The following is a 25776-nucleotide window of genomic DNA, read 5'->3' on the forward strand; positions in this document are numbered from 1 at the left end:
GCCAGCCCGGCTGCCAGGACGGCTTCGGTATTCAGATAGCCTTGTGCCGCGGGGGCAGGGCCGATGGACACGGCCACGTCGGCCATCTGGCAATGCAGTGCACCGGCGTCGGCCTTGGGATACACGGCCTCGGTCTCGATGCCAAGCGCCTGCGCGGCGCGGATGATGCGACAGGCAATCTCGCCGCGATTGGCTACCAGGATTCTTCGCATTTCAGGCTCTTGCTGCTTGGGGCGGACACGCGGCGCTGGATTCGGCGGCGCGTGGAGTGCCGGCCTGCGGCCGGTCGGGGCGCGGCGTGGCCGCGCTCTTTTCAGACTTACTTGGCGAACAGCGAGGCGATATTGGAAAATCGACTCACAGGAGGCAACCTCCGACAGCGCCTTGACGACGTGGCATTCCTCGTGTTTGCTCAGAGCATAGCTTGCATCCACACGCTCAACGCACACGTTGATGATGAACTTTCAGAACGTGCCGCCCGCCGAGCGGGAATGAAATCCGGTCTTTTCGGGGAATGTTGGCCATTATCGAAAAGCTCTCGTAAGGGTTGATCGACAAAGCAATACGTTACGAGAGCGAGCGGTGACTATTGCCGGCCAGCGGAACAGGTTGGCGGTAGAGCTCTGAGGCCGGATTCAGACCCTCCCGTTTACTATCCAGACCAAATCGGTCTTTGACGGTAAAAGTCTCCTCGGTAAGCTCAGTTTCTGCGGCTTTTCTGGCATCGGCAGGTCTCCTGACCCATGACGGAAAAAGCCGTCACGAACAGGAAAAACCTCGATGCTCACCGAAACCGCACGGCCTAACCTCAAGCCTAAGCCCAAGCCTTGTAAGACTCGCGACGGCATGTACGTGACGATATCCCCCGCCGGTACCGCGCTGCTACCGATATCGCCAGTTCCGGCGCTGCGATCAAAGTCGACATGGTGCTTACAGCCCACAAGACCATAGCGATGTGCATGCGGTATGTCCATACGGAAGACGATCCGCTGCGCAAAGCAGTCGAGCTGGTGGCGAAGAGGCGCAAGGAAATCACGAGAGCGCAATGTGCCGAGGGGGAGTTGGTACGAACAAGCGCAAATCCGCCCCCGCATCGCCCGTCGCGCGTCCTGCGCTGCTGGGCGATATTCGAGCACTGATCGAGGTATCGCGTCAGCGCGTCGCCTCCGCGGTGAATAGCGAGTTGGCCCTGCTGTTCTGGCGCATCGGCCATCGTATTCATACATACTTTCTGAACGGCCAGCGGGCGGGGTACGGCGAGGAAATCCTGCCAACCCTGGCCGCGCAGCTTGTCCGGGACTACGGACGTAGCTTTGCGGACAAGAATCTGCGCAGAATGGTGCAATTCGCCACCGCATTTCCGGAAGAACCAATTGTCGTGACGCTGTCACGACAATTGAGCTGGTCGCATTTCGTGGCGCTGCTGCCGCTGAAAGACGCGCTCCAGCGTGACTACTACGTGCTGATGGCCAGCGCCGAACGCTGGAGCGTGCGAACGCTGCGCGAGCGCATCGACTCGATGCTGTACGAACGCACGACGCTATCCAGGAAGCCGGACGCGCTGATCGCACAGGAACTGGACACGATGCGCGATGCGCAGCGCATGTCGCCCAGCCTCGTCATGCGCGACCCATACATTCTCGACTTCCTGGGGCTTCGAGACGCCTGGCAGGAGGGCGATCTGGAAGCGGCGATTGGCGCAGGACTGGCTGGCCGAAATCCGGCGCGGCGGCGATCCCGGCCACGGCAAGGCCGAGGCTCGCAAGGCGCCGACGGTCAAGGAGCTGTGCGGCCGGTTCATGGAAGACCACTCCAAGCTCCACAACAAACCGAGCACGCAGGACGGCTACCAGTACCAGATCGACAACTTCGTCATCCCAGCCTTTGGCAACAAGAAGGTACACGAGGTCACGCGCCCCACGACATCACCGCGCTGATGAAGCGCATGGAGAAATCCCCAACGCATGCCAATCGCGTGCTGTCGCTCGTTCGCAAGATGTTCAACCTGGCCGAACTGTGGGGCTACCGGCACGACGGCGCCAATCCTTGCCGCCACGTGCCCAAGTACCCGGAGAAAGGTGGCGATATGTCCAAGCCGTTGAGCGAGGAAGCCCGCCGGCTGCTGACGAACGCGCCGCGCTACGGCAAGTCGCCCTACGTCTGTCCGGCCATCCTCGACCACGACAAGCCGCTCGGCCCCCATTCCAACTGCCCGATGCCGCCTTGTGCAAGGCGGTTCAGGAGATGGAAAGCGGTCTGATTGACGCGGATTTGGGCGGCTTCCTCTACAAGAAGCGGGTGGCGCGCCCCGGCGGCGGCGAGAGTGGCGGCTACCGCACGCTGGTGTCGGCCCGGATAGGTAGCCGCTACGTGTTCCTGCATGGGTTCCCCAAGAGCGATAAGGCGAACATCACGCAGGACGAGAAGAAGGCGCTGCAATTCGCCGGCAAGGTGTTCCTGGAGCTGTCCGCGGAAGCCCTGGCGAAGGCGCTGCAGGCTGGCTTGTTATTGGAGGTGTGTTGTGAGCAAGATCATTGAATCCCTACGTGGCGACTTGGCTGCGCTCCACGAAGCGGGAGCGATCAGCAAGGTGACGATGCGCGAGTTCGACGCGATCTGCCCGCCGCCGGTGCGGGAGTTCAGTGCTGTCGACATCAAACGCCTGCGCGAAGCCTTGAAGTTCAGCCAGCCGGTGTTCGCGCTGCACCTCCACACCACCGCTTCGACCGTGCGCAAATGGGAGCAAGGCGAAACCCACCCCACGGGGCCGGCGCTCAAACTGCTCAACGTCATCGCCGACAAGGGATTGCAGGCCATCATCTGATGCCCGGGACGACAAGCATTGGCGACACGGATTGCCCCTTTCAACTCACAGCAACTTGAAGCCGCCTGTCGTGTCTTGGCCGACACTGAACGCGGCCTGAGCGGCACACAGATCGAGCGCTTGCTGCAAGAGATCGAAGTTGCGGACACGTCGCCTGGCTTGACCCAATGCGCTGGCCGGTGCGCAAAACCAGCACCAGATCGGCAACTATCTCATCATGTTCATCAATCGCGCGATGAACCCGGTGAACTACGCCCGTGACCCGGCGACGTTCGCTTGGCGGCGTGACGAACTCAATGTCGTCCTCGCCTTTTCCGGCTTCTATGTGCGTGAAGATGGCAAGGTTGGGTATGCCGACAAGGCCACGACGCTCGATGCCGCGCGCGCCCGAGCTGGACGGCTCAAGGCCGCGCTAGAAAGTCGCGTTGTCCATGCGGAAGTGCTGAACTACTGCCGTGCAGAGCTGCTGGACGAGAATTATTTTCATGTCCTAAGCGAGGCGACAAAAGGCGTTGCCAACCTGCTGATCGGCCTGTTCGGCGCCGTGCGCAATCCACTGGCCCATGCTCCCAAGACGAATTGGCCCATGTCCGAACAGGACGCACTGGACGTCCTGACGCTGGTATCACTGATTCACCGCAAGCTGGATGGCACGCAGAGAATGACGACAGGCACAACATAGATAGAAAAAGGAAGTGGCATGAACTATCCGGATATCCGTGCAAGGACGAATGCTACTCGCTCTCGCACCGATGCCTTGGGAATAACGCAAGTCCCATACCCCGATTCGACATAGGCTGACACAGTTGACTCATAGGATCTCGCTGCCTGTTCGAAGCTGGCATGGCGCTCGCGGTCGCGAACGTAAATCTCCGGCCAAGGCTCCGCCAAAAACACGGTGCCGGCATAGCGGCACTGCGCCGCCGCCATGTGGAGAGGCGTAGCGCCCACGCCAAGTAAACGTAACCACTCAGGAATGCCCCGGCCAAAGAATATGGGTGACTTCAAGGCTTGAGCCGCTTCATGATCTTGGATGCTGCGGGCTAGTGTCCCGAGTCAGAAATTCGTAGACAAAATCGCTTGATGCTGGCGAGGATGTCATCGGCGGACTTTGTCCACACGAAAGGCGTGGGGTTGGCGTTGTTCAGGTCAAGGTATTGGCGGATAGCTTGCTCAAGTTGTCGGGTTGAGCGATGCGTGCCGCGGCGGATGTATTGTTCGGTGATGGTTGCAAACCAGCGCTCCACCTGATTGATCCACGAGGCGGAGGTCGGTGTGAAATGAACATGGAAGCGTGGATGGCGAGCGAACCAAGCCTTGATCGACGCCGTCTTGTGCGTGCCGTAGTTGTCCATGACGAGATGCACATCGAGCTTGGGTGGCACGTTGGCTTCGATCGTGCGTAGAAACTGCAGGAACTCACTGCTGCGATGTCTGCGATGCAATTCACCGATAACTTTTCCTGTGGCGATGTCCAGCGCGGCGAACAACGTTGTCGTGCCATGGCGCATGTAGTCATGCGTGCGTCGCTCGGGGATGCCTGGCGCCATCGGCAAAATCGGCTGCGTGCGGTCCAGCGCCTGAATCTGGCTCTTCTCGTCAACGCACAACACCATGGCCTTGAGCGGTGGGTCGAGGTACAACCCCACGATATCTCGCACCTTCTCCACGAACAATGGGTCGCTGGACAGCTTGAAGGTCTCCTGTCGATGCGGCTGCAGCCCAAAGGCGCGCCAGATACGCGTCACGGTCGACTGCGACAGATCTGCCGCGCGAGCCATGCTGCGCGTGCTCCAGTGAGTAGCCCCGGCTGGCACGGATTCGAGCGTCTTGGCAATAATCGCATCGACCTGTGCGTCAGCGATGGTCCTCGGCGCCCCTGGGCGCGGAGCATCCAGCAGCCCATCCAGGCGATCCGCGACGAATCGCGAGCGCCACTTGGAAACCGTATGCACGTCGACACGCTGCTTTGCGGCAACGGTCTTGTTGTCCAGGCCTTCAGCACTGGCCAGCACAATGCGCGCGCGCAAAGCCAACGCCTGTGCCGTCTTGCGCCGCATCGTCAGCGCCTTGAGCTGCTCGCGTTCAGCCTCACTCAAGATTAGTTCCGCCTTTGGTCTTCCCCTCATCGCTACCTCGCCCCGTGCGTGCCTTCAATGCAGAGTACAACGCGAGCCAAATAATGCAATCAATTTCTGACTCATGACACTAGGACTTTGTTGCATGAATGCTGCGCGATCGACCGATGGAAGAATTCTGCCATTGCATTCCAATTGCTCTCGCACGACAGCGCGAGCTGCTTCCGGGACGGCGGAATATCCAAGATCACCCAGCGCCGCCAAGAGAGTTGATTTGCCAGCCCCCGAGGCACCAGTGATCACATAGAAATTGGGATTGTCCAAGGTGCGTCCTTTCTCTGGCGCCTAACTTTCGGCGTCAGCCGCGCCCGCTTGCGGGCGTCGGCTGCACCCCATTGTTGGGCAACGCCTATTTCCTTGCGACAACTTGTCCAAGAACAATCCGCCCTTCTTGAAGATTTCGCCCTTGATTTTGCGCCATCGCCTGAAAATCAGTCCCCAAGAGCAGATGGAATCCAAGGGGCGGAAAGCCTTCCTTGCGGATCTTCTCGGCCAGGGACACAAACCACGCACGCGCTGCCTCTGTCGTGTCTAACCAGTTTGAAATTGTGAATCCAGCGTTCTCAAGAAGCCTGCGCAACTCGTTCGGCTGCACGAGGAAGCTCGTATCCGGCGTGCGCGCCCATGGGACGGGAAACAGGACCGGGCCAGAAGGGCCGGCCAATACGTCGTAGATGGCGAGCGTGCCGCCCGGCTTCAGAACCCGGTGCATCTCCTCGTACAGCCGGAGTTTGTCTGGAATGTTCATTGCCACGTGCTCCGTCCAGACGACGTCGAACACTCCGTCATCAAACGGCAAGTTGGTGGCGTCACCCTGGCGATAATCAACCAGGTCCGCGAGCCCAACCTTGGCAGAGAGCATTGCAGCGGCACGGCAGTATTCGTCTGTGAGGTCAATGCCAGTGACGCGGCAACCGAATTCCCTTGCAAGACATCGCGAAGTCCCGCCAACACCGCTACCGACATCGAGAACACGCTTGCTCGCATCGAGACCAGCGGCCCGGGCAAGCTCAAGCGTCGCTGCCCGACCCCGGATATGAAACTCGTCGACAGGTGCTAAGTCTTCCGGCGTGAGGCGGTCTAGGTCTTTGCCCGCCTTTTCCAGAGCCGCCAAGATGACGCTTCCCACATCCGGGCGACCGTAATGCGTCTGGATTGCTTCGTTGACTCGATTCGGCATAGAAATCCTCCAGTACCTGTTGGCGTTGCCTAGCGAATGAAAGGGACTTCTCCGTCCCGAACCAGCCGCATGGCGGCTAACGGCTACGAGTGCCACGGGCTGGGAATCTCATCAACTCATCCGGAAGGGGCAGTCCATGGCTATTCTGACCGACGGCATTGATCTCGCCAAGAATGTTTTCACCGTGCACGGCGTCAATGAGCCCGGCAGGCCTGCGTTGAGGTTGCCATACGGTATCTTGCGCCACCTAACGAATGAAGGGGACTTCCCCGTCCCGAACCAGCTGCATGGCGGCGAACGGCAACAGGTGCCACGATGGGGCTGCGAATCTCATCGACTCATCTGGAGCTTGAATTGTTAGGTCTGCAGCGGCTCACTGTCTGACCAAACGGCCAGCTCATTGCCGCCTGGCTCTTTGAAATGGAACCGTTGACCGCCCGGAAAGGAAAATATGTCTCTGGTGATTTTTCCACCTGCCGCAAGCACCCTTGCCTGGCAAAGGGCTATCCTTACGCCCATACTGTCGGGGGCACGCGATGCATCTGTTCGAGCGATATATGCGCATGCCGCCGACACAGCGGCATGCGATTTGAGGCGCCTACTTGCGCTGCATGTCCACGACGGTCGGCTTGCCGTTGACCTTGTCGAACGTGACTGAAACGGACTCGCCTTCCTTGAAGTGCTTCAACGAGGCGCGATTCTTGACCGGGAACGCCATGGCCATGGCGGACGTGCCGAGGTTCTCGATCGGGTCGAACCAGAGAGGCAAAGGCGTTGAGCACCGCCGCGAAGGTGCTCAACCATCTCAATGGCAGTGGCGAATGCCAGTGCTGTGGTCCACGTGGCAGCCTTGCCTGTCTGTGCCGCCGCTGTGGGCATTCGCAGTGCCAACTGCTGCAAACAGCGCCAATGCCATGATTGCCGTCGCAAGCTTCTTCATTTTGTCTCCCGTTAGGATGCCGGTTCTATACCGGCTCCCGGACCATAGCACGTGGGTCCTAATCTCCCACCCCCCCAAAAGGTAGCGCAATGTCACGGGCAGGACGCGCTGTTTGCGAGCATTCTTCCGCGCCGTTCCGATACGCCCATCTATAGAGCAATGGCAGGACAAGCAGTGTCAGGAACGTCGAAGATAGGACCCCGCCAATGACGACCGTAGCTAGCGGGCGTTGCACCTCCGCACCGGCTCCGGTGGCGATCGCCATCGGTACAAAGCCCAACGAAGCCACGAGCCCGGTGCACAACACCGGCCGCAGGCGAAGCAACGCACCGTCCCTGACCGCTTCGTCAAGCGGCGTCCCCTCGGCCCGGAGCTGGCGGATAAACGAGACCATCACCAGGCCGTTGAGCACCGCCACCCCGGAAAGCGCGATGAAGCCCACGCCAGCCGAGATGGAGAAGGGAATGTCGCGGAGCCACAGCGCGATGACGCCCCCGGTCAATGCAAACGGCACGCCGGTAAATACCAACAGGCCATCCTTGACGCTTGTGAACATGCCGTACAGCAGCAGAAAGATCAGGCCAAGCGCGACCGGGATCACTATCTTGAGCCGGTTGGCAGCGGACTCCAGCTTCTCGAACTGACCGCCCCAGCTAGACCAATAGCCTGGTGGCAACTTGATGCCGCCGGCAACCTTCGCTTGCGCTTCGCGGACGAAGGAGCCCAGGTCCCTGCCGCGAACGTTTGCCGTCACGACCATCCGGCGCTTGCCGTTGTCGCGGCTCAACTGGTTGGGACCTTGCGTCACGTCCAGTGTGGCTACCTCCCCAAGCAACACATAGCGCGCCGCTCCGCCCGGCACGGGGAGTGGCAGCATGCGCAATTTGTCCGGGTCGGAGCGAACATGCTCCTGTAAGCGCACGACAATGTCGAAGCGCCGATCGCCTTCAAACAAGGTGCCACTTTCCTGCCCGCCGATGGCTGCGTTCACCACCCGCTGTGCACTGGCCAAAGAGATACCGTAGCGCGCGAGCTTTTGCCGGTCAAAGTTCACCGACAGCACGGGCAAGCCCGTCAGTTGCTCAGCTTTGACGTCTGCGGCGCCCGGCACGGTTTCGAGCAACGCCTCGGCGCGCTTACCCAGGCTCTCCAGGGTCCCCATGTCATCGCCAAAGATCTTGAACGCCACGTCGGCACGCACGCCAGACAGGAGTTCATTGAATCGCATCTGGATAGGCTGTGTGAATTCGTAATTGTTACCAGGAACCCTGGCAACAGCCTGCTCCATTTCTGCAACCAGGGTCTCTTTGCGCTTGCCCGGGTCCGGCCACTCGGACGACGGCTTCATGATGACGAAGTTATCGGCCACGCTGGGCGGTACCGGGTCCGTCGCGGTCTCGGCGGTCCCGATCTTGGCAAAGACGCGCTCCACCTCCGGAAACGCCTTGATGCGCTTTTCGAGCGCCTCCTGCATCTGGATTGCCTGCGACAGGCTGGTGCCGGGAATCCGCAGGGCATGCAAGGCAATGTCCCCTTCGTTGAGACTGGGGATGAACTCCGAACCCAGCCTTGCAGCAAGCACCACGCTTCCGGCAAGGATGGCGCCAGCGATCCCGAGGGTAAGAGCCGGCCTGCCCAATGCGCGATCGAGCTGTCGCGCATAGAAACGCTTGATCGCGGCGTAGGTTCTGCCCTCGCTCTCCTTGATGCTCCCGGTCAGGAACATGGCGATGGCGGCGGGCACGAAGACCACCGACAGTATGATGGCGCCGACGAGCGCCAGCACCACCGTGAGCGCCATCGGATGGAACATCTTGCCTTCGACGCCGGTCAAGGTAAAGATGGGCAGGTAGACCACCATGATGATGAGCTGCCCGTAGAGAATGGCCTTGCGCGCCTCGCGTGAAGACTTGAATACCAGGGCAAAGCGTTCGTCGCGAGTCAACGGGCGGCCCAGCCGGCGCTGCTCGTCCGCGAGGTGCCGGATGCAGTTCTCGACGATGACGATGGCACCGTCGATGATGATGCCGAAATCGAGCGCCCCGAGGCTCATCAGGTTGGCGCTGATGCCGTTGCCCGCCATGCCGGTGATCGTGAACAGCATGGAGAGCGGAATCACCATTGCAGTGATGATCGCGGCGCGCAGGTTGCCGAGCAGTACGAAGAGCACGGCGATGACGAGCGCGGCCCCCTCAAGCAGATTCTTGCTGACGGTATTGATCGTGCGGTCCACCAAGGTGGTCCGGTCGTACACGGGTTCCGCGACTATGCCGCCGGGCAGGCTGGCATTGATTTCCTGAAGCCGGGCGGCGGCGGCGGACGAAACTGTGCGGCTGTTCTCGCCGATCAGCATGAAGACCGTTCCCAGCACCACCTCCTGACCGTTTTCCGTCGCCGCGCCGTTGCGCAACTCCTGGCCCAGGTGCACCGTAGCGACATCACCGATGCGGATTGGCGTGCTGCCGCGGGTTTCAATGACGATGGCCGACAAGTCGTCGAGCGATGTCACCTGTCCGGGCGAGCGGACCAGGTATTGCTCGCCCTGGCGTTCGATGTATCCGGCGCCGACGTTGGCATTGTTCTCCGCGAGCGCACGCGAGACGTCCGAAAGGGTCAAGCCGAATCCGGCCAGCTTTGTCAGATCCGGGGTCACGTGGAACTGTTTGACAAAGCCACCAACGGAGTTCACCTCGGTGACACCTTTTACCGTGCGCAACTGCGGCCGGATGATCCAGTCCTGGACCTCGCGCAAATCGGTCGGGGTATAGGCGGAACCATCCTGCTTGCGGGCTCCAGGGCGAGCCTTCACTGTGTACATGAAGATTTCGCCCAGACCGGTCGCGATCGGTCCCATCGCCGGGGTGACGCCGGCCGGCAGCCGCTCACGGGCCTCGGTTATCCGCTCGTTGACGAGCTGCCTGGCGAAATAGATGTCGGTACCATCCTTGAAGGTCACGGTCACCTGGGACAGCCCGTAGCGGGAGACCGAGCGCGTGGCTTCGAGGCTCGGCAGGCCCGCCATCACCGTCTCGATCGGGAAGGTGATGCGCTGCTCCACCTCTAGTGGCGAATACCCCTCCGCACGCGTGTTGATCTGCACCTGCACATTGGTGATGTCTGGCACAGCGTCGATGGGCAGCCTCAGGAGGCTGGCGGCGCCGACAAGGACCAGGGCGAGGACGCCCAGCATCACAAGCCAGCGGCGCTGGATGGAGAATTGAAGCAATCTGTCGAACATGGCGGACTCCCGTGGCCTCAGTGGTCGTGTGTCGCGCCGGCCTTGCCGAGCTCAGCCTTCACGGTGAAGCTGTTGCCGGCCGCGTACTGCTCACCGGCTGACAGGCCCTCGATCACCTCCACCATCTTCCCGTCACTACGCCCAAGCTCGAGCGGGCGGGCTTCGAGGTACTGCCCGTATCGACCAAACACCACCTTCCAGTCGCGCACCGTCTGGATCGCGCTTTTGTCCACCGCGACAGCGACTTCCTGCTCGTTGGTAATCAGTACAGCATTGACCAGAGTGCCCGGGCGCCATACACCTTCGCGGTTGGGTAGGACAACGCGCGCCGTGGCCGTGCGCGTCTGCTCGCCGGCGACCGCGCTGACAGCTTCCACCTTGCCCTGCGCCTCGGTCTCGCCGTCGCTCGTCTTGATGACGACAGCCTGGCCGGGGCGCACGGCAGCCATGTCCTTTGGATAGATCGGCAACTCGACCCAGACCGTGGAGGTGTCCGCGACCGACATCAGCACTGTGCCGGCGTCGACAGCCTGGCCCGGCGCTACTGACTTCCCCGTGACCACGCCATCAATGGGGGCGCGCAGTTCGACGCGGGCGACATTGGCGCCGCCGCCGGCGGTCACGCGCATTGCTTCCAGCTTGCGTGCAGCGGCGTTTGCTGAGATCTGGGCTTCGCGATAGGCTTGCCGCGCTAAGAGCACGTCCTGTTCCGGCGAAATGCGCTCGGCAAAGAGCTTTTCTTCCCGCTCGAGTGTTCGCCGATACAGCTCCGCCTTGTCTCTCGCGACGGCGAGCGCGCTACGCAGGTCGCCGACTTCAGGACTTTCCACCACTGCCAGAATGTCGCCACGCTTGACGTGCATCCCTTCTCCAACTGGCGCCGCGACCACGGTTCCATTGAACTGCTGCAACAGCGGCACGAAGCGGTCGCCATTGGGCTTGATCGCGCCGGGCAACTCAAGGACGGAGCGAATGCTGACTGGCCCCGCGGTCAGTATATTGACGCCCGCCTCCTTTAACTGCGCGTCGCCCATCTCGACCCGCGCTTCGACCTGCGCGTATCGCCAGCGCGACGTTTTGCCATTGTGGTCGGCCGACACGGTCACATCGAACGAGTGTGGCTCGACCACGGTCTTGTCGCCGCGCAGGTAGTCCCGTTCGGCATAGAAGGCGATGGGCTCGGCCGGGCGGCCCAGGCGTTGCAGCGAGATCGCCGCTTGCGCAGTCTTGGGCGATAGCGGCTTGCCGTTCTCATACAGATAGAGCCGGAACTGTGGAGGGACGCCTTGCTCGAAGATCGTCACTTCTACCTGGAACGACCCGTCCTCGAGCAGGCGCCCGCCGTGAGGGCCGCGCGTGGCCTCTTCCGCGACTGACGCCGCGGAGCTATGGGCAGCTTGAGCGGACTCATGCGAGCTGCCTGCATTGCGGTAGTGTCCGAGTTGAAAGCCGGCAAAGGAGCCGACGAGGAGCGTCGCTACAGCCAGTACGACAGCGGATTTGGTGTTCATGGTTGCGCTCCCGGGTTGGCGGCCGGGCTACCGGCAAAGTCAAGGATCTCGTTCTTCAGACGCTCGTACCGCGCTGCGGCGGCGATGTACTGAGCTTCGTTGCGGATTTGGGCACGCTGCGCGTCCAGTGCTTCCAGGTAGGAAAACTTACCGAACTCATAGCCTTTCATGACCGCACGAGCCGTTTCGCGCGAAGCGGGAAGTACCTCTTCGCGCAGGGTCTTGAGTTCTTTGGCCGCCAGTGTGATGCCGTCAGACAGCTCGAGCGCCCTGAGCTGCAACTGGTTACGTGTGGCATCGGCTTCCAGGCGGGCCCGGTCTACCTGTTGGGTCGCCTCATAGATATTCCCCTGGTTCCGGTCAAACAGCGGCAAGGGGATGCCGACGGATAGCATCAACGTATTCTGCGCAGTGGGCTGGCCAAACGTGGGGGCCTGATGAACCCGCTTGACGCCTGCGGCAACCGTGAGGTCACCGACCCGGCGAGCGCGCTCCAGCTCAAGCCGCGCCTCTTGCTCACGGATGGCCTGCTGCCGTGCCTGATATTCCGGGCGCTGCGGCAAGGCGTTCAAAACGATCTGGCGGTCCGGGAACGCTGCCTCCTCGCCAAACGGCCCATTGACCGTGGTGAAATCCGGCGCATCGGTGCGAGCCCAGAAGCTGGCCAGACGCCGGCGGGCCAGCGCGGTCCGTTGCCTCGCTTCCTGCGCCTCGATGAGAGCGCCTCCCGCATCCGAACCGACTTTCTCCCGCTCGATCGGCGACACCTTGCCTGCGACCACGCGGCGGCCGACTGCACTCCGGAACGACTCAATCGTCTCCAGTTTCTGGTCCGCCAGGCGCTCCAGCGCTTCGGCCTCCTGCAGCGATACAAAGGCGCTCGCCACCATGAGGCGCAGTTCGTTGCGCCTTGCCGTTAGGGTAGCGTTGGTCCGGTCTCTGCCTGCCTCGGCTACGGCGGCAAGGGCGCGTCGCTTGCCGCTTACGTCAATGGGCTGAATCAGTCGGATCGCCTCAGTGCGGTTATCGCTGCGCAACTCATCGCCCTCCAGGGAGAGCTCGGGATTCGCGTAGGCCCCGGCCTGGCGCACCGTGCCATCCCAGGCAAGCCGCTCTTTCTCTGCGGCAAGGAGTGAAGGATTCGCTGCCAGCGCGCGGCTCTGCGCGGCTTGCAACGTCAGTGCGGGCTGTGCGGAAACTAAGGCTGCGGGTGCGGCAGCGCTGATACCGGCATCATACGGCTGGGCATGCGAAGCGCACGGCAGGAGCGTCAGAAGAAACGCTGCTGCCGTTGCCGCGCGCCCGCGTGGGCACGGAAATGCGACCATGTCGGAACTCGTTAAGCGACAGGAATGGGCCGCCGACGTGGGCAAGCCGCGTCAGCAGATAGGCTTGGACGGCGTCGTATTCGGACAGTTTCGCGAAGCCCTATCCCCACACCGTCGGCATGGCCAGGGACCAGTTGGGACGCAAGCAGGTCTACTTGGACGAGATGATTCAGGCCTGCATGGTGATGCCGATGGCCGCCAAACCGTTGCCCTGGGACTCGAAGGAACTGGCGGCGCTGGTCGCCTTCATGGGGCAAAAGCAAAGCACCTTCAGGCCTGTGAACCATTAAAGGAGAAGAAATGACCATTCTACGAGCACTCATTGCCATCACCCTGGCCACCTCGGCTTCCCTAGCCACCGCGGGCGAAATCAAGCCGTACACGCCGGAGGCGTTTGACCAACTGACGCACGCGGGCAAGCCCGTGGTCGTTGATGTCAGCGCAACGTGGTGCCCGACCTGCAAGGCGCAAAAGCCGATCGTCGAGGGCCTCATGAAGGAACCCGCCTATCGCGACGTGACCGTGCTGACCGTCGATTTCGATTCCAACAAGGCCGCACTGACGAAGTTCTGCGTCGGCATGCAAAGCACGCTGGTAGCCTTCAAAGGCACATCGGAGGTAGCGCGCTCGATCGGCGACACAACCCCGTCCGGTATCGAAGCGCTCATCAAGAAAACGGCCAACTGATGGAATTCGGTCTGGGCTCGTACGGATTTGGCTTTCTGGCCGGGCTTCTTTCAACGCTATCGCCCTGCGTGCTGCCACTCGTTCCTATCCTGCTTGGGTCGGCAACGGGTGTGCATCCGCGTGCGCCACTTGCACTCGCCGGTGGTCTGGCCATTTCGTATGCAACTATCGGGACATTACTTGCCTGGGCAGGGGCAGCCCTGGGCATCGATACCGGTGTCTTTCGTCTTGCGGGGGCGACGACGCTGGGCCTGCTAGGCATCGCCTTGATGTCAAGCAGCCTGCAGCAACGCTTCGCCACCGCGACGTCCAGCCTGAGCGCCGCCGGCGACCGCCTGATTTCCCTCGTGCAATCTAACGGGGTGTGGGGACAGTTTGCCGTCGGACTGATATTGGGCGTGGTCTGGAGTCCCTGCGTCGGCCCCACATTGGGTGGGGCCGTCGTGCTCGCTAGCCAGGGCTCGCATTTGCCCCAGGTCGCGCTGCTCATGGGCGTCTTTGGGGCGGGTGCCGCCTTACCCGTCGTGGCTTTAACCTACGTCTCCCGCGGAGTCATGACAACAGTGCGGGGCAAACTGATGCAGGCGGGAAAGACTGGCAAAATTATGATGGGCGTAATCATGGTGGCCATCGCCATGCTTATCCTGAGCGGAAGCGACAAGGCCCTGGAGGCTTGGCTGGTGAACCATTCCCCCGCGTGGCTCACCGCATTGACGACGCGTTTTTAACCCTGTCTCAGAACATCTTCAAAGAACCTTCCCATGCGCAAACATCAAGCCATACTTCGCAGGCTCGCCGCCCTCGCTCTCAGTGCCGTCTCCCTCGCCGCCAGCACGGCCATGGCAGACCCCTTGAATGTACAGGCAACCTTGGTTCCCAAGGAGCAAATCAAGCTCGACTTCAAGGACGGCTCGGGCCATTTCGTGTTGATGGTTTGGCGGGAAGGCGCTGCCTCCGGTTCAGGCCTGCTGGATGGCGCACAACTTGTCGAGTACGGGCGTCACGACATTGTCCCTGGGGTCTCCGGCGACCCAAGCGGCTACCTAGTTGCCACCAAGGGCGAAGGCAACGTCGCCTACATCAAATGGACCGTCCGTGCCATCTTCTTGCCCGGCAAGGATGGCAAGCCCGAAATCAACGACAACGGCTTCTGGGAGGTCGTCTCGGGCACTGGCAGCTTCAAGGGCCTAAAAGGTGCCGGAACCCTTCATATCAAGTCCGCCAATCCGACTGACCGTATCTTCATTCTGGACGGACAGATCGTTGCCGCGCAGCACTAGCCGCAGCATGGGCGCGCGTTCTTCATGTTCGGCGAACCACTTTGCCCAGTGGACGCCTCTTAGTCTGTGAGGGCTGTCCTCAACCACTGACAAAGGAAATCGCTATGTTCTATGTGAAGAATGTCCCAGCTTGGGAGCGCATCCTGCGTGGCATCATGGGCCTGATTGGCCTGGGCTATGCAGTATTGAACTGGGGAGGCTCAAGCCTGGCCATCGGCCTGGGTATCATGGGGGCAATGCTGGCCATGACAGGCCTGGTCGGCTTCTGCCCCATGTGTGCGATGGTGGGGCGCAAACTCGACCGGAGGCACTGAGCCATGGCGGCGAGTGGAACCGAACGTGACAACCTGATACTGGCTGCGCAGACGGGAGACCCAGCCGCCATCTCCCGTTTGCTGGCGGTGTGCCAAGCCGATGCGCGACGCTACGCCTACAAGCACTGCCATGCCAGCGATGTCGACGATGCCGTACAGGAGTCGTTGCTGGCCGTTTCGCGTAAGGTGAAGGGTCTCAAGGCGGCGGCGGCTTTCTCCGCCTGGCTGTTCACGGTCATCAAGCGCGAGTGCCGCAGGCTTGAGCGGATGATGTTCAAACACGACCCGCTGCCGGAGGAGGCAGCGGAGGAGTTGCTCGCCCGCAGAAGTGATGATGCTCTACGGGTGGACCTCGCCAACGCCCTGGAGTCCTTGCCAGCGCACTATCTGGAAGTTGTTCTGCTTCGTGACTTCGAGGAGTTGACCATTGCCGAAATTGCGAAGCGACTAGAGGAACCACAGGGCGCCATCAAGAGCAGGTTGCATCGCGCGCGGGAACTGGTGCGGGAATACATGCTGGGGGCCTGATATCACCCCTGCGCCACCGGCTAGGCCATAGGTACTCGGAAGGGCGGAGGCGAGCGCGTATGAAGCATCAAAAGTCCCTCAATGAGCGCCCCCGCAATTCAATGCGCTCGACATGAACGGTCCGGCGTGCAGGCATGCCAGTCAAACGAGAGATGAAAACGAACGCGTATTCTTGAGTGCCAGACCTGCCACAGGCGGTTAGCCCGCTTCATCGCGACTGCTGTGTACTCTTGCTACTACGGCTCGGTGTGCAAAAAAGCGCTGCGCAGATGCGACGGCTTGCGCAGGAAGCACGATTGAAAGTGGCGCGAGACGTAGGAGGCGCCGCAACAACGCACGGAGAAATCGACTCGCGTGCTCGAGATGCCCAGCGTGCCATTGAGTCGAATTCCCTTCGGTCTTGAGATGCCGGCCGCGCGCCTTGATGCCGAGTGCCGTGGCTTCGGCGGAGGCGTTGAGATTTGAACCGCGGCCCCCATTACTGCAGTCGACTGGAATCCTGCACAACCATTCTTCGGGTGCCCGAACCTGTTGGCGAACCCGGTTGCCTCTGAGTCTGCGCGCAGTGCGGCGGCGTTACCCGGCCATTAACTTTCAATCGCGCGGCAATAGAGAAACCTTTTCTTCCATGTGAGCGAACTTCAATACAGAGGGAAGCTTCGAACGACATTAGACATGTGACGGAAGGAGCGAACGATGGACGCAAAACATGTACTCCACACTTCGACTGTGCTGCGGAGGGAAATCCCAGAGGCGGAGCATGCTGCTCCAGCCGACCTCGTTCAGAGGAGCACCCTTGCCGTGACTCCCTATGAAGATGGTCGGCCTGTCGGCCCGTTCTTCCGATTCGATGCCGGCGCTCAGGCGCTTAAGCCGATGCACCGACATCAAGCATACCCAAGCCACAGATCCTCCTGTCTTTGCCATAGGCAACGCATGCGACGGCGGTGCCGGCATGCCATATGGCTACCAGGACGAGTCCGAGCCCACCTCGCGTCGGGGTAAGCGGGCTAAAGACGGGGGAGATGCGGGCGGGGACTGTAACCTATTTGCGCCTGCCGACGAATCTTTAGTACGGGGATCCCAATCGGTAGATTGGGGTGGAGAAACTGTTCGGCCGCTGCGGGCGAGAAGGAAGGTCATCGCCTCGAGAAGGCTTTGAACTCCGATCAGCGGGGGGCGCTAATTTGGGAGTCGCGTTCCGCAGCGGCCCGGCGTGGGCATACGCCGGACCCCGCGGGAGTAAAATGTGAGAGGCTCATGGACACGCAAATGGCGACGTTCGCGAACACACGCCGTAACCTTCAGGCAAGAGGGCGCCTGCCTGGACAAGTCGTGCTGGTATTCCAGGGAGGTGGGGCGCTGGGAAGCTACCAGGCAGGAGTTTATCAAGCGCTTCATGAAGCTTGCATCGAGCCGGACTGGGTCGTCGGCACTTCGATCGGCGCTATTAACGGAGCAATTATTGCCGGCAACGCGCCAGCGGCACGACTGGCCTGCCTACGGCGGTTCTGGCACCGGGCGTCGTGCCATGGCTTGTCCACGCTGATCGGCCCATACGCCGGCGCCAGCGACTCTTGGTGCAAGCTTACTGCACTCATCGAAGGGGTCCCGAGCCTGTTCAGACCCCAACCCGAAGCTTGGCTTAGCCTCCATGCGAGATTGGGGTCCGACATGGCGGCGTACTACTCGACAGCACCATTGCGCGAGTCGCTTGCCACACTTGTGGATTTCGATTACGTGAATAATAAGCACGTGAGGCTTACCGTGGGCACCGTGAATGTACGGAAGGGCAATCTGCGCTATTTCACGAACCGCGATACGTCACTGGCGCTCGAGCACATTCTGGCCTCTGCCGCCCTGCCTCCGGCCTTTCCAGCGGTGCGCATCGAAGGTGAGAGCTACTGGGATGGCGGGATTCATTCGAATACGCCGATCGAGGCGGTGCTGGATGACCGGTCCCGCCGCGACTCGGTTATCTTTGCCGTGCAATTGTGGCCGGCGGAGGGGCCAGAACCGGAAACGATCTGGCAGGTAATCAGCCGCCAGAAGGATATTCAGTACGCGAGCCGGGTAGAAAGCCAGCTCGCGCGGCAGCGCCAGATTCCCACGCCGCTCCGCTCACGTCCCACCCGTTCGATGACACAAAGGTGATCCGGTCAGCCGGAAGGCCGAACGCTTCGCATGCCAACGCGTAAACCGCCGGGTCCGGCTTGTATTTTCTGATCTGGTCGACGCTCAGGACGTGAGTGAACAGTCCCTCCATCCCGGCACTGCGCAATGCGCCTTCCAGCATCGGCGGGCTGCCATTCGACAGAATCGCCAGGTCGCCGCCCAATTGCCTGAGGGATTGCAGCGCAGCGAGATTCTCCGGAAACGGGGCGGGATGCAGGTAGGCGTCCATCAATCCCTTCCGTTGCGGTTCCAAGAGAGGGAGTCCCAATTGCTCGGCGGCGTGCGCTAAGGCGGCTTCCGTGATTGTCCAGAAGTCGACGTATCGATTTGCGATGGTCCGCAGGAAGCAATACTCAAGCTGCTTCGCCCGCCACGCCTGCGACAGCGCGCGGCCGTGGCCGGGATGGAGGCCCTCGGCTGCCGCTGCGACCGAGTGTACGTCGAAGAGTGTGCCGTAAGCGTCAAAAGCCACGGCAAATCGGCCAGGGGTTTCCATGCGGGCGTCCTTTTGGCTGCGGTGATCGGAATCGTCGGTGAGAGGCGGGGCCATTCACGGAGAAGGTGACGGCCCCGCGAACTTCATTGGCGCGGAAGCTCCCACGCATGCCCCTCGAACCGCGCGTCCAGCTTGGTGTGGAACACATGATTGGCGTAATTGCTGAGCGTCTTGACCCCAATTGCGAGAATGATCTCGAGCACGTGCCGTTCACCGTATCCGGCCGCAAGGAAGGCTTGGACGTTCTGTTCGGTGGGGCGGCCGCGCGACTCGACCATCATCCGTGTGAAGGCCGCCAACGCGCGCAGTTTCGGATCGTCGATCGGCTGGTCCTCACGCAGAGCGGCGATGGCCTGGGCCGGCGTCTTGGAGACGGCCTCGGCAATCATGCTGTGGGCTGCCATGCAATAGTCGCACTCGTTGACCCGGCTGATCGCGAGGAACACCACCTCCTGCTCGGCTGCCGTGAAGCCCGACTCCTTGCGGAACAGGTTGTAGCCGAACAGATAAGTCTCGAGCAGCCCGGGCGCATTGGCCATCCTGGCATACATATTGGGAATCATGCCGACCTGCCTGAGGGCTGTGTCGAGCGCTTCCTTGGCACGACCTTGGGCGGTCTCCAGTGACTGCGCGGGCAAGGATAGATGTGCAACGTTTTCCATGGTGATTCTCCCCGTGATGGAAGGAAACTGGATCAATCGGTACAAAAAGAGAAAAAAAAGAATCTAGGTTTCAACTCTCGACAGCAACGCTTCAATGGTTGGATTCAACACTTTGGCACTAAAGCCGGCCTTGGCGAGAACCCGCAGACCCGCAATGCCGCTGACAAGGGTGATGGCTTCCGCTTTGGGCTCAATGCCGGCGCGGATCTCTCCCCGCGCCTGGCCGGCGCGAAGCGCCGATTCGAAGACGTGTGCCATCTGGCTGAAGCCCTCCTGCACGATGGCGGCGATTTCCGGGTCGTGTGGTGCTACCTCAACGGCTGAATTGACCAGCAGGCACCCTTTGCCTGCATCGTTGTCCTTCGCGATCGCGGTCAGCAGCGCCCGTATGCCCTTGGGCACGGGCTGGTGCCCGAGGCTTTTCGCCAACTGCGCGGCGCGCTCGGTACTGTATTGCGCCAGGGCTGTCATAAAAACTTCCCGCTTGCTGCCGAAGGTGTTGTACAGGGAAGACCTCGCGAGCCCCATCTCGGCCGTCAGGTCGCTGGTCGAGACGGCGTGATAGCCACGATGCCAAATCGCTTCGATCGCGGCGGAGAGCGCCTGGGATTTGTCAAATTCAATGGAGCGTGCCATGACGGGATTCCTTTCTGTACCGATCGTACCAGAATTAGGTAGCCGGTACAGAGGCGTCAGGGGGAGTTGTGCGGTCTGCATCCGCCAAACCGCTGTCGGCGCCACTTCCTGACCGACAGCGCGTTGGGCGGAGCATCGACTTGGGGTGCGTCATATGCTCGGTTGGGGGACCCGTAACCTTTCCGCGGCTTGCAACGAATCTTGTAGTACGGGCTTCCTGTGGATTCCCGCAGGAAGAGGATCCTTTATGGAAGGAGGCGGAAAATGGACAAGAGACTCTGGATTCTCGCTGCGGCGGTCACCGCGGCTATGGGTACGACAGTAGCGTATGCGGCCACGGCGCGTGATGTGTACATGGACGGCAGCAACATCATGGCGCCGCGCGATCCATACACCGATGGCGGAAAGGCCGGGAAACTCGACGTGTATTCGGATGGCGCCAGGATTGGGGCCGCGCCGTAAGCATGAAGGACGGTTAGGTGTTGGAGGCGAAAGACGGCACCGGGCTCACCATGAAGGGCAATGAGGTGATTCGCCTCGACTCGGCGTTGAATGCCGATCGGCGCGGGCATTGATCTTTTGGCCCCGTCGTATGTGCCCCGAGGTGTGGCCGCGGGAGGCGGGCACGAATGGCCGGTGCGCAGCAAACTCGCGAGGTCGATCATTGGATATGACCCTGTTTCAAAAAACAAGGGTTATCAGAGCGCCACCCGGCGCGAATGCATGCTGGGCCTTCCTTCCAGGCAGCCTGCAGCCCCCCTGGGGCATGTTCGGCTTATACAGCAGTGACGACTCGGTCGACTCAATGCAGCGCCACCCAGGCAAATAGCTGACGTCCAAACCGGCCGCTGACAACAAGGAACAGCAGCGTGACGCCAATGTTCCACAGCAGGATCATCACCGTGGCATCCAGTGGGTGAAGGATGGACAGCGCCGCTGCCGTCGTCGCAGCGACGGCGAGGCTAGCGCATATCGCGATTGGCTCGCAGGACAGCTTCGCGACATACCGCAGCATGATCAGCAAGGCCAGCGACAGTGGCAAAGCGACCATCATGACCGTGGCAAAGCAACTGGCAGTCTCGCCAAGCGAGATGCCTGCCGGTCCGATCCTGACCCAATCCGTCAGGCAACCGTAGCCGATTGTGGCGAACCAGCCCGCCAGCGCCGGTATCGGCAGCAGCAACCACCGTTGCGAGCGGCCGGGCACGCTGGCAACGAACGCAGCAACAGCGGCCAGCACGCCCGTCAACAGGGCGGCCGCCACACTGGCGACAAAGACGGACTGCTCCAGCTTCAGCGCCAAGTCTGGCCGCACGCCATGATGGAACGCGGCCATCACGACAACAAAGACAGACAGCGATAACCACCCAGCCGCACGTACTGTCGGCGGGCGCAAGCGCCGCACTGGCGTGGCGTCGGCCGCCAGTGTGTCGATCAGGTCAGGGGTTTTCACGGTCTGTTACCTTGTGATGCAAACAGTTTGCGCAGCGTCTTCAGACCACGATGCGCCGCGACTTTCAACGCGGCAACCGACATGCCGCTGGCGGTGGCAGCTTCTTTCAACGACATTTCCTCCAGTTTGAGCATGCGCACCGCCTCGCGCTGCCCGGCAGGCAGGCGCTCGACAGCGTCGCGCACCGCTCGCGCGTCCATTGCCTCTTCCTGTAAGTTCGCTGCAGGGTCCGAAAAGGTTTCATATTGGACGTCGAGCTCGGTCTCACGCGACCCGATGCGTCCGCGCCGGCGCAGGCCATCGACAATGCGGTGATTGGTGATGGCAACCAGCCACGGTCCGAATGGCCGCGCCGGATCATAGGTGTGGCGCACGGCGTGTATGGTCAGCAGTACATCTTGCACCGTGTCCTCGAGGTCGCTGCGGTTACGGACATGGCGCGCCGCCAGCGCCCGCACGTAGGGGGTGATGTCTTCGAGCAGGCGCCGATAGGCATCATGATCGCCGCCTTGCGCGCGGGCCATCGCCGCCGACCAGTCTGCCGTGCCATCTGACCGGCGGGGCACTGACTGGGAAGGAGGGGCATGGGTGTCACTCATGAAGCCCGGATACGGTCATGGCGGTGCGCTGGGGAAGACATGCCTGAATTCTGCGTCAGGGAAATCAGTTTGTCTCGCAAAATAAAATCTTGGGAAGGACGTAACCTTTGCTCGCGTCTCGTCGAACTTCTAGACACGGTTCCGGATTCGGACCGCAACTCTCAGGAGAACGCAAGATGAGCAAGCACTTGTTGGCCGCATCGACCTTGTCGTCCGCACTCGGGCTCGCCCTCGCCATGGCCGCCACGCCAGGACTGGCGCAGCAGCCCATGAAGGCAATGCCCCAGATCGTCAAGGACAATATGGCCAGGATGGAAAAGGGCAAGCTGGAAAAGTGCTACGGAATCAACACCGTATCGAAGAACGATTGCGCGGAAGGCGCGCATTCCTGCGCGGGGCAGGCGACCAAGGCGCGCGATACAAAATCGTTCGTGCTGCTGCCGGCCGGCGACTGCAGCAAGATCCAGGGCGGCAGCCTCAAGGCCACCTGATCGAGACGAAGCATGGATGCCGTGTCTGTTGCGCTGCAACGCGGGCCCGGCCCGATCCCGGCGCGAGCCGGTGTCGGGTTGCGCTTCCGCCACCACCGGGTGGTAGTGGCGGAGTGGCCCGCAGTCGCGTGGTTTGAGGTACATACGGAGAACTACATGGGCGGCGGCAGCGCGCCCGGCTACTTGGATGCCATTCGAGGTGATTATCCGATCTCGCTGCACGGCGTCGGCCTGTCCTTGGGCAGTGCCGAAGGGCTGGACATGGCCCACCTGGAGCGCGTACGCGAGGTGGTGGCGCGGGTCGAGCCGGGGCTGGTCTCTGAGCATCTGTCCTGGAGCGTGGCCGGCGGAACCTATCTCGCCGATCTCTTACCGCTACCAATGACCGGGGAGGCGCTGGCGGTCGTGTGCCGGCACATCGACCAGACCCAGACGTATCTCAAACGCCGCATCCTGATCGAAAACCCGTCGACCTACTTGCGCTATGCCCACTCGACCATTCCTGAGTCGGAATTCCTGGCCGAGGTCGCGCGCCGCACCGGGTGCGGCATCCTCTGCGATGTCAACAACATCTACGTCAGCGCCTGCAACCACGGGTGGGATGCCATTGCCTACCTCGACGCGTTGCCGCCGGCAGCGATCGGCGAGATTCATCTGGCCGGCCACAGCGTGCGGCAACTCGAGCAGGGGCGAACGCTGCGCATCGACGATCATGGCTCGCGCGTGGTGCCTGCGGTATGGGCCTTGTACGAGGCAGCGCTCCAGCGCTTCGGACCGGTGCCTACACTGATCGAATGGGACACCGACGTGCCCGCGCTCGACATCCTGATGGCAGAGGCCGTCATTGCCGAAAAGGCTCTGGAGAGGCAATAGCATGCATCCGCATCCTCCAACGCTGTTTGAGTTGCAGCGCGCTATCGGCCAGGGCCTGCTGCACGGCGTCGACGGCGACCTGGGCGCTTTTGTGGCGGCAGACGGCCTGACGCCCCAGGCGCGGCTCGGCATCTACCGGAACACAGCCATCGGCACACTGGTCACGGCGCTGCGCCTGTCCTATCCGGCCGTCCAGGCCTTGGTCGGCCCCGAATTCTTCGAAGGCGCGGCCAGGCTGTTCATGGAAGGCTCGCCTCCGGGGAGCGCGTGGCTGGACACATATGGCCAGACCTTCCCGGAGTTCCTGGCCGGGATGCCGCAGGCCGCCTCGCTAGCCTATCTGCCGGACACCGCGCGGCTCGAATGGGCGGTCAATGCCGCGCTGCACGCACCTGACGCGAAGCCGCTCCACCTGGCGCGTCTGGCACAACTGGAGGAAGCCCAACGTGGCGACGTGTGTTTCGTGCGGCATCCCGCGGTGCGGCTGTTGCAATCCGATTTTCCCATCGACGCGATCTGGCGGGCTGTGCTGAGCGGCGACGATGGCGCCATGGGGGCCATCGACCTGAACGCTGGCCCGGTCTGGCTGCTCGTCCACCGGACACCGTCCGGCATCGAAGTCGACCGCCTGAGCGCATGGCAGTGGCGCTTTGCCGCAGCCCTGTTCGCCGGGCGCCCGCTACACGCCGCGCTGGAGGAAACCCCTTTGTCCGAAACCCACGCCTGGCTTGGCTCGCTACTGGCGTCCGGCTGTTTTACCGCCGCCGGGCGGTGCGGTCAGCCAATCGACTAACCCATCCGGACCGTTCCTCATGAGCAACCTCACACATTCCGCCCATTCATCGATGACACTTGCCGAGCGCGCTCGGCGCGTGCTGGCATGGTTGGACCGTATTCCATATACCGTCCTCGCGATCCCGTTACGGCTCGCGGTCGCCACGGTCTTCTGGAACTCGGCAATGGCCAAGCTCGCAAACTGGGAATCGGCCCTGGAACTCTTCCGGGAAGACTACAAAGTGCCGCTGATCCCGCCCGATCTGGCCGCCTATGTCGCGGTGTCGATCGAACTGACTGCGCCGGTCCTGCTCGTGCTGGGCCTGGCGACTCGCCCCGTGGCGTTGGTCTTGCTCGGCATGACGACGGTGATCGAGGTATTCGTCTATCCGCAGGCGTGGCCCACGCATATCCAATGGGCGGCCATGCTGCTGGTACTGCTGGCACGCGGACCGGGGAAATTCTCGATCGACTGGCTGATTCGCCGGCGCATGCTGGGTTCAGACTGACTCGTAGACAGGAGCATGCACATGCGTCCGGAGCCCCCGATCCTTTTTCTGCCGCCCCTCGTTCTGGCACTCGCGCTGGCCGGTTGCGCAAACATGCGAACCGGCTCCGCGGATACGCCAACCAGTGCCGAGCAGTCTTTAGCCGTCATGCCGGCGCCAGTGCCCCCTGACGGCTACACGGCCGGCGCGGCGACGCATTTGGTGTTTGTGCTGGTCCCAAACAGCGATCCCGCCGTCGAGGGCATCGAGTTGAAGCGTGGCGATACCCTCGGCGTCTCGCTTCCCGCCGCCTTCAAGCGAAACGATAAGGTCCGCCTGCAGGAGGATTCCGATTTCAATCTCACGCTGAACAAGGGCTGGCCGCAAGCCGCCGTGAAGCAAGCCGGGCAATACAAGATCTTTTTCGATGAGCGCACCAATACCATCGGCGTGCGTGCAGAGCAAGATGTAGCAGCCGAGGGAGCGAATAGCCCGGGCGTCAAGAGGATCCATCTCCGGGGGGAGACTTTTATGAATCCTGTGGCAGGAGCGTATCCGGTGGAGGTACGCCTGGTGGCCGGCGATGGGACCGTCAGGAAAACCTGGAAGGGCACGATCCAGATCCTGTCCGCGCCAACGGCGGCAAGACTGGCACCGACCAACTTCCATCTCGGTCCAGGCATGAACGGGGATTTCCAGAAAGCGGGTGTAAATCGGGACGCCCCTTTATTGCTGGGGGTGCTCTTGTGGGATCAGTCGGGGCAACCTTTGAATGGGGTCGGCATCGCTCCGCCTGACCGCACCCGCTTCCCCAGATACACAGGCGGTCTGCTCGTACAACACACCAGGGGCGATAAGACGCCCGATCCCGCCAATGATCGCGTGGTCGGCGGGATCATCGGCGCCGCCCCGACGGGCGCCACAGGCCAATCGGCCACCACCCCGATTGGTGGCGATGGCAAACCAATCCTTTCCGGGGAAATGACCCGCCATGCGGCATTTCCTGCGACGCAAGGGGGTGGCAAGCCGAATCCCGGACTGATGCCAATCCGATTCCATACCGGCAGCAAGGCTGGGCTGTATCGCCCAACCGTCGAACTTCTGGGCGGCAACGGCTATCAGTTCACGATTGACGCGCAATGAATGGTCACCAGGTTTCGG

Annotated in this window: 29 protein-coding genes and 7 pseudogenes; 20 read left to right on the forward strand and 16 right to left on the reverse strand. The window is 61.8% G+C overall.

Annotated elements, in window-relative coordinates; genetic code table 11:
* Positions 1-32: 32 nt before the first annotated feature.
* A pseudogene (locus tag KB879_RS39810) lies at positions 33-212 on the reverse strand (biotin carboxylase N-terminal domain-containing protein); the annotation flags it as partial.
* Positions 213-869: 657 nt separating this feature from the next.
* On the opposite strand from KB879_RS39810, the pseudogene KB879_RS39815 reads away from it, so the two are divergent.
* From KB879_RS39815 to KB879_RS35665, 6 genes and pseudogenes are all read left to right on the forward strand, one after another.
* Positions 870-1046: pseudogene (locus KB879_RS39815) on the forward strand (integrase); the annotation flags it as partial.
* A pseudogene (locus tag KB879_RS35645) lies at positions 1046-1696 on the forward strand (DUF1016 N-terminal domain-containing protein); the annotation flags it as partial. The pseudogenes KB879_RS39815 and KB879_RS35645, both read left to right, overlap by 1 nt.
* A gap of 103 nt (positions 1697-1799) precedes the next feature.
* Positions 1800-1937, forward strand: a complete 138-nt coding sequence (locus KB879_RS39820) for an N-terminal phage integrase SAM-like domain-containing protein (protein WP_249221540.1) — start codon at positions 1800-1802, stop codon at positions 1935-1937.
* Positions 1938-2160: 223 nt separating this feature from the next.
* On the forward strand, positions 2161-2538 hold the full coding sequence (locus KB879_RS35655) for a type II toxin-antitoxin system RelE/ParE family toxin (protein WP_211984474.1): 378 nt from the start codon (positions 2161-2163) through the stop codon (positions 2536-2538).
* A complete protein-coding gene (locus KB879_RS35660) occupies positions 2522-2824 on the forward strand; it encodes a DNA-binding transcriptional regulator (RefSeq protein ID WP_211982515.1) in 303 nt (100 codons plus the stop codon). Before KB879_RS35655 ends, KB879_RS35660 begins: the two co-directional genes overlap by 17 nt.
* Before the next feature lie 18 nt (positions 2825-2842).
* Positions 2843-3506, forward strand: a pseudogene (locus KB879_RS35665) (TIGR02391 family protein).
* Positions 3507-3529: 23 nt separating this feature from the next.
* On the opposite strand, the gene KB879_RS35670 reads toward KB879_RS35665, so the two are convergent.
* From KB879_RS35670 to KB879_RS35710, 10 genes and pseudogenes are all read right to left on the reverse strand, one after another.
* On the reverse strand, positions 3530-3832 hold the full coding sequence (locus KB879_RS35670; RefSeq protein ID WP_249221367.1) for an AAA family ATPase: 303 nt from the start codon (positions 3830-3832) through the stop codon (positions 3530-3532).
* A gap of 35 nt (positions 3833-3867) precedes the next feature.
* Complete coding sequence (locus KB879_RS35675; RefSeq protein ID WP_013958932.1) at positions 3868-4953, reverse strand: IS630 family transposase; 1086 nt, start codon at positions 4951-4953, stop codon at positions 3868-3870.
* A gap of 24 nt (positions 4954-4977) precedes the next feature.
* Positions 4978-5226 (reverse strand): AAA family ATPase, encoded by a 249-nt coding sequence (locus KB879_RS35680; protein ID WP_211982517.1) that lies wholly within the window; start codon positions 5224-5226, stop codon positions 4978-4980.
* Between the two features lie 85 nt (positions 5227-5311).
* A complete protein-coding gene (locus KB879_RS35685; protein ID WP_211982519.1) occupies positions 5312-6142 on the reverse strand; it encodes a class I SAM-dependent methyltransferase in 831 nt (276 codons plus the stop codon).
* A gap of 357 nt (positions 6143-6499) precedes the next feature.
* Positions 6500-6631: pseudogene (locus KB879_RS39825) on the reverse strand (VOC family protein); the annotation flags it as partial.
* Between the two features lie 109 nt (positions 6632-6740).
* Positions 6741-6893 (reverse strand): annotated as a pseudogene (locus KB879_RS35690) (copper-binding protein); the annotation flags it as partial.
* Positions 6894-6947: 54 nt separating this feature from the next.
* Positions 6948-7082, reverse strand: coding sequence for a YHYH domain-containing protein (locus KB879_RS35695; RefSeq protein ID WP_013959811.1), 135 nt, complete (start codon positions 7080-7082; stop codon positions 6948-6950).
* A 58-nt stretch (positions 7083-7140) separates the two neighbouring features.
* A complete protein-coding gene (locus KB879_RS35700) occupies positions 7141-10320 on the reverse strand; it encodes an efflux RND transporter permease subunit (RefSeq protein WP_211982523.1) in 3180 nt (1059 codons plus the stop codon).
* Positions 10321-10337: 17 nt separating this feature from the next.
* A complete protein-coding gene (locus tag KB879_RS35705) occupies positions 10338-11831 on the reverse strand; it encodes an efflux RND transporter periplasmic adaptor subunit (RefSeq protein WP_211982525.1) in 1494 nt (497 codons plus the stop codon).
* Complete coding sequence (locus KB879_RS35710) at positions 11828-13159, reverse strand: TolC family protein (RefSeq protein ID WP_211982527.1); 1332 nt, start codon at positions 13157-13159, stop codon at positions 11828-11830. Before KB879_RS35710 ends, KB879_RS35705 begins: the two co-directional genes overlap by 4 nt.
* A gap of 155 nt (positions 13160-13314) precedes the next feature.
* Between KB879_RS35710 and KB879_RS40290 the strand changes: the two genes are divergently transcribed.
* The 7 genes and pseudogenes from KB879_RS40290 to KB879_RS35740 form a co-directional block, all read left to right on the forward strand.
* Positions 13315-13449: a hypothetical protein gene (locus KB879_RS40290; RefSeq protein WP_256449340.1), complete on the forward strand. Its 135-nt coding sequence runs from the start codon at positions 13315-13317 to the stop codon at positions 13447-13449.
* A 10-nt stretch (positions 13450-13459) separates the two neighbouring features.
* Positions 13460-13846 (forward strand): thioredoxin family protein, encoded by a 387-nt coding sequence (locus tag KB879_RS35715; RefSeq protein ID WP_211982529.1) that lies wholly within the window; start codon positions 13460-13462, stop codon positions 13844-13846.
* A complete protein-coding gene (locus KB879_RS35720; RefSeq protein WP_211982531.1) occupies positions 13846-14574 on the forward strand; it encodes a cytochrome c biogenesis CcdA family protein in 729 nt (242 codons plus the stop codon). Before KB879_RS35715 ends, KB879_RS35720 begins: the two co-directional genes overlap by 1 nt.
* 33 nt (positions 14575-14607) lie before the next feature.
* Positions 14608-15126 (forward strand): hypothetical protein, encoded by a 519-nt coding sequence (locus KB879_RS35725; protein WP_249221368.1) that lies wholly within the window; start codon positions 14608-14610, stop codon positions 15124-15126.
* 104 nt (positions 15127-15230) lie between these two features.
* Positions 15231-15440, forward strand: coding sequence for a DUF2892 domain-containing protein (locus KB879_RS35730; protein ID WP_211982533.1), 210 nt, complete (start codon positions 15231-15233; stop codon positions 15438-15440).
* A gap of 3 nt (positions 15441-15443) precedes the next feature.
* Positions 15444-15968: an RNA polymerase sigma factor gene (locus tag KB879_RS35735; RefSeq protein ID WP_211982535.1), complete on the forward strand. Its 525-nt coding sequence runs from the start codon at positions 15444-15446 to the stop codon at positions 15966-15968.
* A gap of 1272 nt (positions 15969-17240) precedes the next feature.
* Positions 17241-18074: pseudogene (locus tag KB879_RS35740) on the forward strand (patatin-like phospholipase family protein); the annotation flags it as partial.
* On the opposite strand, the gene KB879_RS35745 reads toward KB879_RS35740, so the two are convergent.
* The 3 genes from KB879_RS35745 to KB879_RS35755 form a co-directional block, all read right to left on the reverse strand.
* The gene (locus KB879_RS35745) at positions 18007-18639 is read right to left on the reverse strand and encodes a haloacid dehalogenase type II (protein WP_211982537.1); all 633 of its coding nucleotides are present in this window, start codon (positions 18637-18639) and stop codon (positions 18007-18009) included. The pseudogene KB879_RS35740 and the gene KB879_RS35745 sit on opposite strands and share 68 nt — an antisense overlap.
* Positions 18640-18722: 83 nt before the next feature.
* The gene (locus KB879_RS35750; protein ID WP_211982538.1) at positions 18723-19301 is read right to left on the reverse strand and encodes a carboxymuconolactone decarboxylase family protein; all 579 of its coding nucleotides are present in this window, start codon (positions 19299-19301) and stop codon (positions 18723-18725) included.
* Positions 19302-19364: 63 nt separating this feature from the next.
* A complete protein-coding gene (locus KB879_RS35755) occupies positions 19365-19937 on the reverse strand; it encodes a TetR/AcrR family transcriptional regulator (protein WP_211982539.1) in 573 nt (190 codons plus the stop codon).
* A gap of 264 nt (positions 19938-20201) precedes the next feature.
* On the opposite strand from KB879_RS35755, the gene KB879_RS35760 reads away from it, so the two are divergent.
* Together KB879_RS35760 and KB879_RS40325 are read left to right on the forward strand one after the other, a co-directional pair.
* Positions 20202-20399: a hypothetical protein gene (locus KB879_RS35760; RefSeq protein WP_211982540.1), complete on the forward strand. Its 198-nt coding sequence runs from the start codon at positions 20202-20204 to the stop codon at positions 20397-20399.
* A 50-nt stretch (positions 20400-20449) separates the two neighbouring features.
* The gene (locus tag KB879_RS40325; RefSeq protein ID WP_305852192.1) at positions 20450-20512 is read left to right on the forward strand and encodes a hypothetical protein; all 63 of its coding nucleotides are present in this window, start codon (positions 20450-20452) and stop codon (positions 20510-20512) included.
* 227 nt (positions 20513-20739) lie between these two features.
* Here the strand turns inward: KB879_RS40325 and KB879_RS35770 are convergent, their stop codons facing one another.
* The gene (locus tag KB879_RS35770; RefSeq protein ID WP_211982542.1) at positions 20740-21390 is read right to left on the reverse strand and encodes an NrsF family protein; all 651 of its coding nucleotides are present in this window, start codon (positions 21388-21390) and stop codon (positions 20740-20742) included.
* Complete coding sequence (locus KB879_RS35775) at positions 21387-21989, reverse strand: sigma-70 family RNA polymerase sigma factor (RefSeq protein ID WP_249221369.1); 603 nt, start codon at positions 21987-21989, stop codon at positions 21387-21389. The genes KB879_RS35770 and KB879_RS35775 overlap by 4 nt, the downstream gene beginning before the upstream one ends.
* Before the next feature lie 176 nt (positions 21990-22165).
* Between KB879_RS35775 and KB879_RS35780 the strand changes: the two genes are divergently transcribed.
* Genes KB879_RS35780 through KB879_RS35800 form a run of 5 tightly spaced genes read left to right on the forward strand, consistent with a single transcriptional unit; the run spans position 22166 to position 25758 of the window.
* A complete protein-coding gene (locus KB879_RS35780) occupies positions 22166-22480 on the forward strand; it encodes a DUF2282 domain-containing protein (protein WP_211982543.1) in 315 nt (104 codons plus the stop codon).
* Between the two features lie 12 nt (positions 22481-22492).
* On the forward strand, positions 22493-23353 hold the full coding sequence (locus tag KB879_RS35785) for a DUF692 domain-containing protein (protein WP_211982544.1): 861 nt from the start codon (positions 22493-22495) through the stop codon (positions 23351-23353).
* Position 23354: 1 nt separating this feature from the next.
* Positions 23355-24146, forward strand: a complete 792-nt coding sequence (locus KB879_RS35790) for a DUF2063 domain-containing protein (RefSeq protein ID WP_211982545.1) — start codon at positions 23355-23357, stop codon at positions 24144-24146.
* Between the two features lie 19 nt (positions 24147-24165).
* A complete protein-coding gene (locus KB879_RS35795; protein WP_211982546.1) occupies positions 24166-24636 on the forward strand; it encodes a DoxX family protein in 471 nt (156 codons plus the stop codon).
* Positions 24637-24657: 21 nt separating this feature from the next.
* Positions 24658-25758: a hypothetical protein gene (locus tag KB879_RS35800; RefSeq protein ID WP_211982548.1), complete on the forward strand. Its 1101-nt coding sequence runs from the start codon at positions 24658-24660 to the stop codon at positions 25756-25758.
* The last annotated feature ends 18 nt before the right edge of the window (positions 25759-25776 follow it).

The sequence above is a fragment of the Cupriavidus sp. KK10 genome (assembly GCF_018223725.1).
In the GTDB taxonomy this organism is placed as follows: Bacteria; Pseudomonadota; Gammaproteobacteria; order Burkholderiales; family Burkholderiaceae; genus Cupriavidus; species Cupriavidus necator.

Coding starts and splice junctions, on each gene's coding strand:
- KB879_RS39820 (WP_249221540.1), top strand. CDS start 1,800: ATGGAAGACCACTCCAAGCTCCACAACAAACCGAGCACGCAGGACGGC.
- KB879_RS35675 (WP_013958932.1), bottom strand. CDS start 4,953: ATGAGGGGAAGACCAAAGGCGGAACTAATCTTGAGTGAGGCTGAACGC.
- KB879_RS35685 (WP_211982519.1), bottom strand. CDS start 6,142: ATGCCGAATCGAGTCAACGAAGCAATCCAGACGCATTACGGTCGCCCG.
- KB879_RS35695 (WP_013959811.1), bottom strand. CDS start 7,082: ATGAAGAAGCTTGCGACGGCAATCATGGCATTGGCGCTGTTTGCAGCA.
- KB879_RS35700 (WP_211982523.1), bottom strand. CDS start 10,320: ATGTTCGACAGATTGCTTCAATTCTCCATCCAGCGCCGCTGGCTTGTG.
- KB879_RS35705 (WP_211982525.1), bottom strand. CDS start 11,831: ATGAACACCAAATCCGCTGTCGTACTGGCTGTAGCGACGCTCCTCGTC.
- KB879_RS35710 (WP_211982527.1), bottom strand. CDS start 13,159: ATGGTCGCATTTCCGTGCCCACGCGGGCGCGCGGCAACGGCAGCAGCG.
- KB879_RS35715 (WP_211982529.1), top strand. CDS start 13,460: ATGACCATTCTACGAGCACTCATTGCCATCACCCTGGCCACCTCGGCT.
- KB879_RS35720 (WP_211982531.1), top strand. CDS start 13,846: ATGGAATTCGGTCTGGGCTCGTACGGATTTGGCTTTCTGGCCGGGCTT.
- KB879_RS35725 (WP_249221368.1), top strand. CDS start 14,608: ATGCGCAAACATCAAGCCATACTTCGCAGGCTCGCCGCCCTCGCTCTC.
- KB879_RS35730 (WP_211982533.1), top strand. CDS start 15,231: ATGTTCTATGTGAAGAATGTCCCAGCTTGGGAGCGCATCCTGCGTGGC.
- KB879_RS35735 (WP_211982535.1), top strand. CDS start 15,444: ATGGCGGCGAGTGGAACCGAACGTGACAACCTGATACTGGCTGCGCAG.
- KB879_RS35745 (WP_211982537.1), bottom strand. CDS start 18,639: ATGGAAACCCCTGGCCGATTTGCCGTGGCTTTTGACGCTTACGGCACA.
- KB879_RS35750 (WP_211982538.1), bottom strand. CDS start 19,301: ATGGAAAACGTTGCACATCTATCCTTGCCCGCGCAGTCACTGGAGACC.
- KB879_RS35755 (WP_211982539.1), bottom strand. CDS start 19,937: ATGGCACGCTCCATTGAATTTGACAAATCCCAGGCGCTCTCCGCCGCG.
- KB879_RS35760 (WP_211982540.1), top strand. CDS start 20,202: ATGGACAAGAGACTCTGGATTCTCGCTGCGGCGGTCACCGCGGCTATG.
- KB879_RS35775 (WP_249221369.1), bottom strand. CDS start 21,989: ATGAGTGACACCCATGCCCCTCCTTCCCAGTCAGTGCCCCGCCGGTCA.
- KB879_RS35780 (WP_211982543.1), top strand. CDS start 22,166: ATGAGCAAGCACTTGTTGGCCGCATCGACCTTGTCGTCCGCACTCGGG.
- KB879_RS35785 (WP_211982544.1), top strand. CDS start 22,493: ATGGATGCCGTGTCTGTTGCGCTGCAACGCGGGCCCGGCCCGATCCCG.
- KB879_RS35790 (WP_211982545.1), top strand. CDS start 23,355: ATGCATCCGCATCCTCCAACGCTGTTTGAGTTGCAGCGCGCTATCGGC.
- KB879_RS35795 (WP_211982546.1), top strand. CDS start 24,166: ATGAGCAACCTCACACATTCCGCCCATTCATCGATGACACTTGCCGAG.
- KB879_RS35800 (WP_211982548.1), top strand. CDS start 24,658: ATGCGTCCGGAGCCCCCGATCCTTTTTCTGCCGCCCCTCGTTCTGGCA.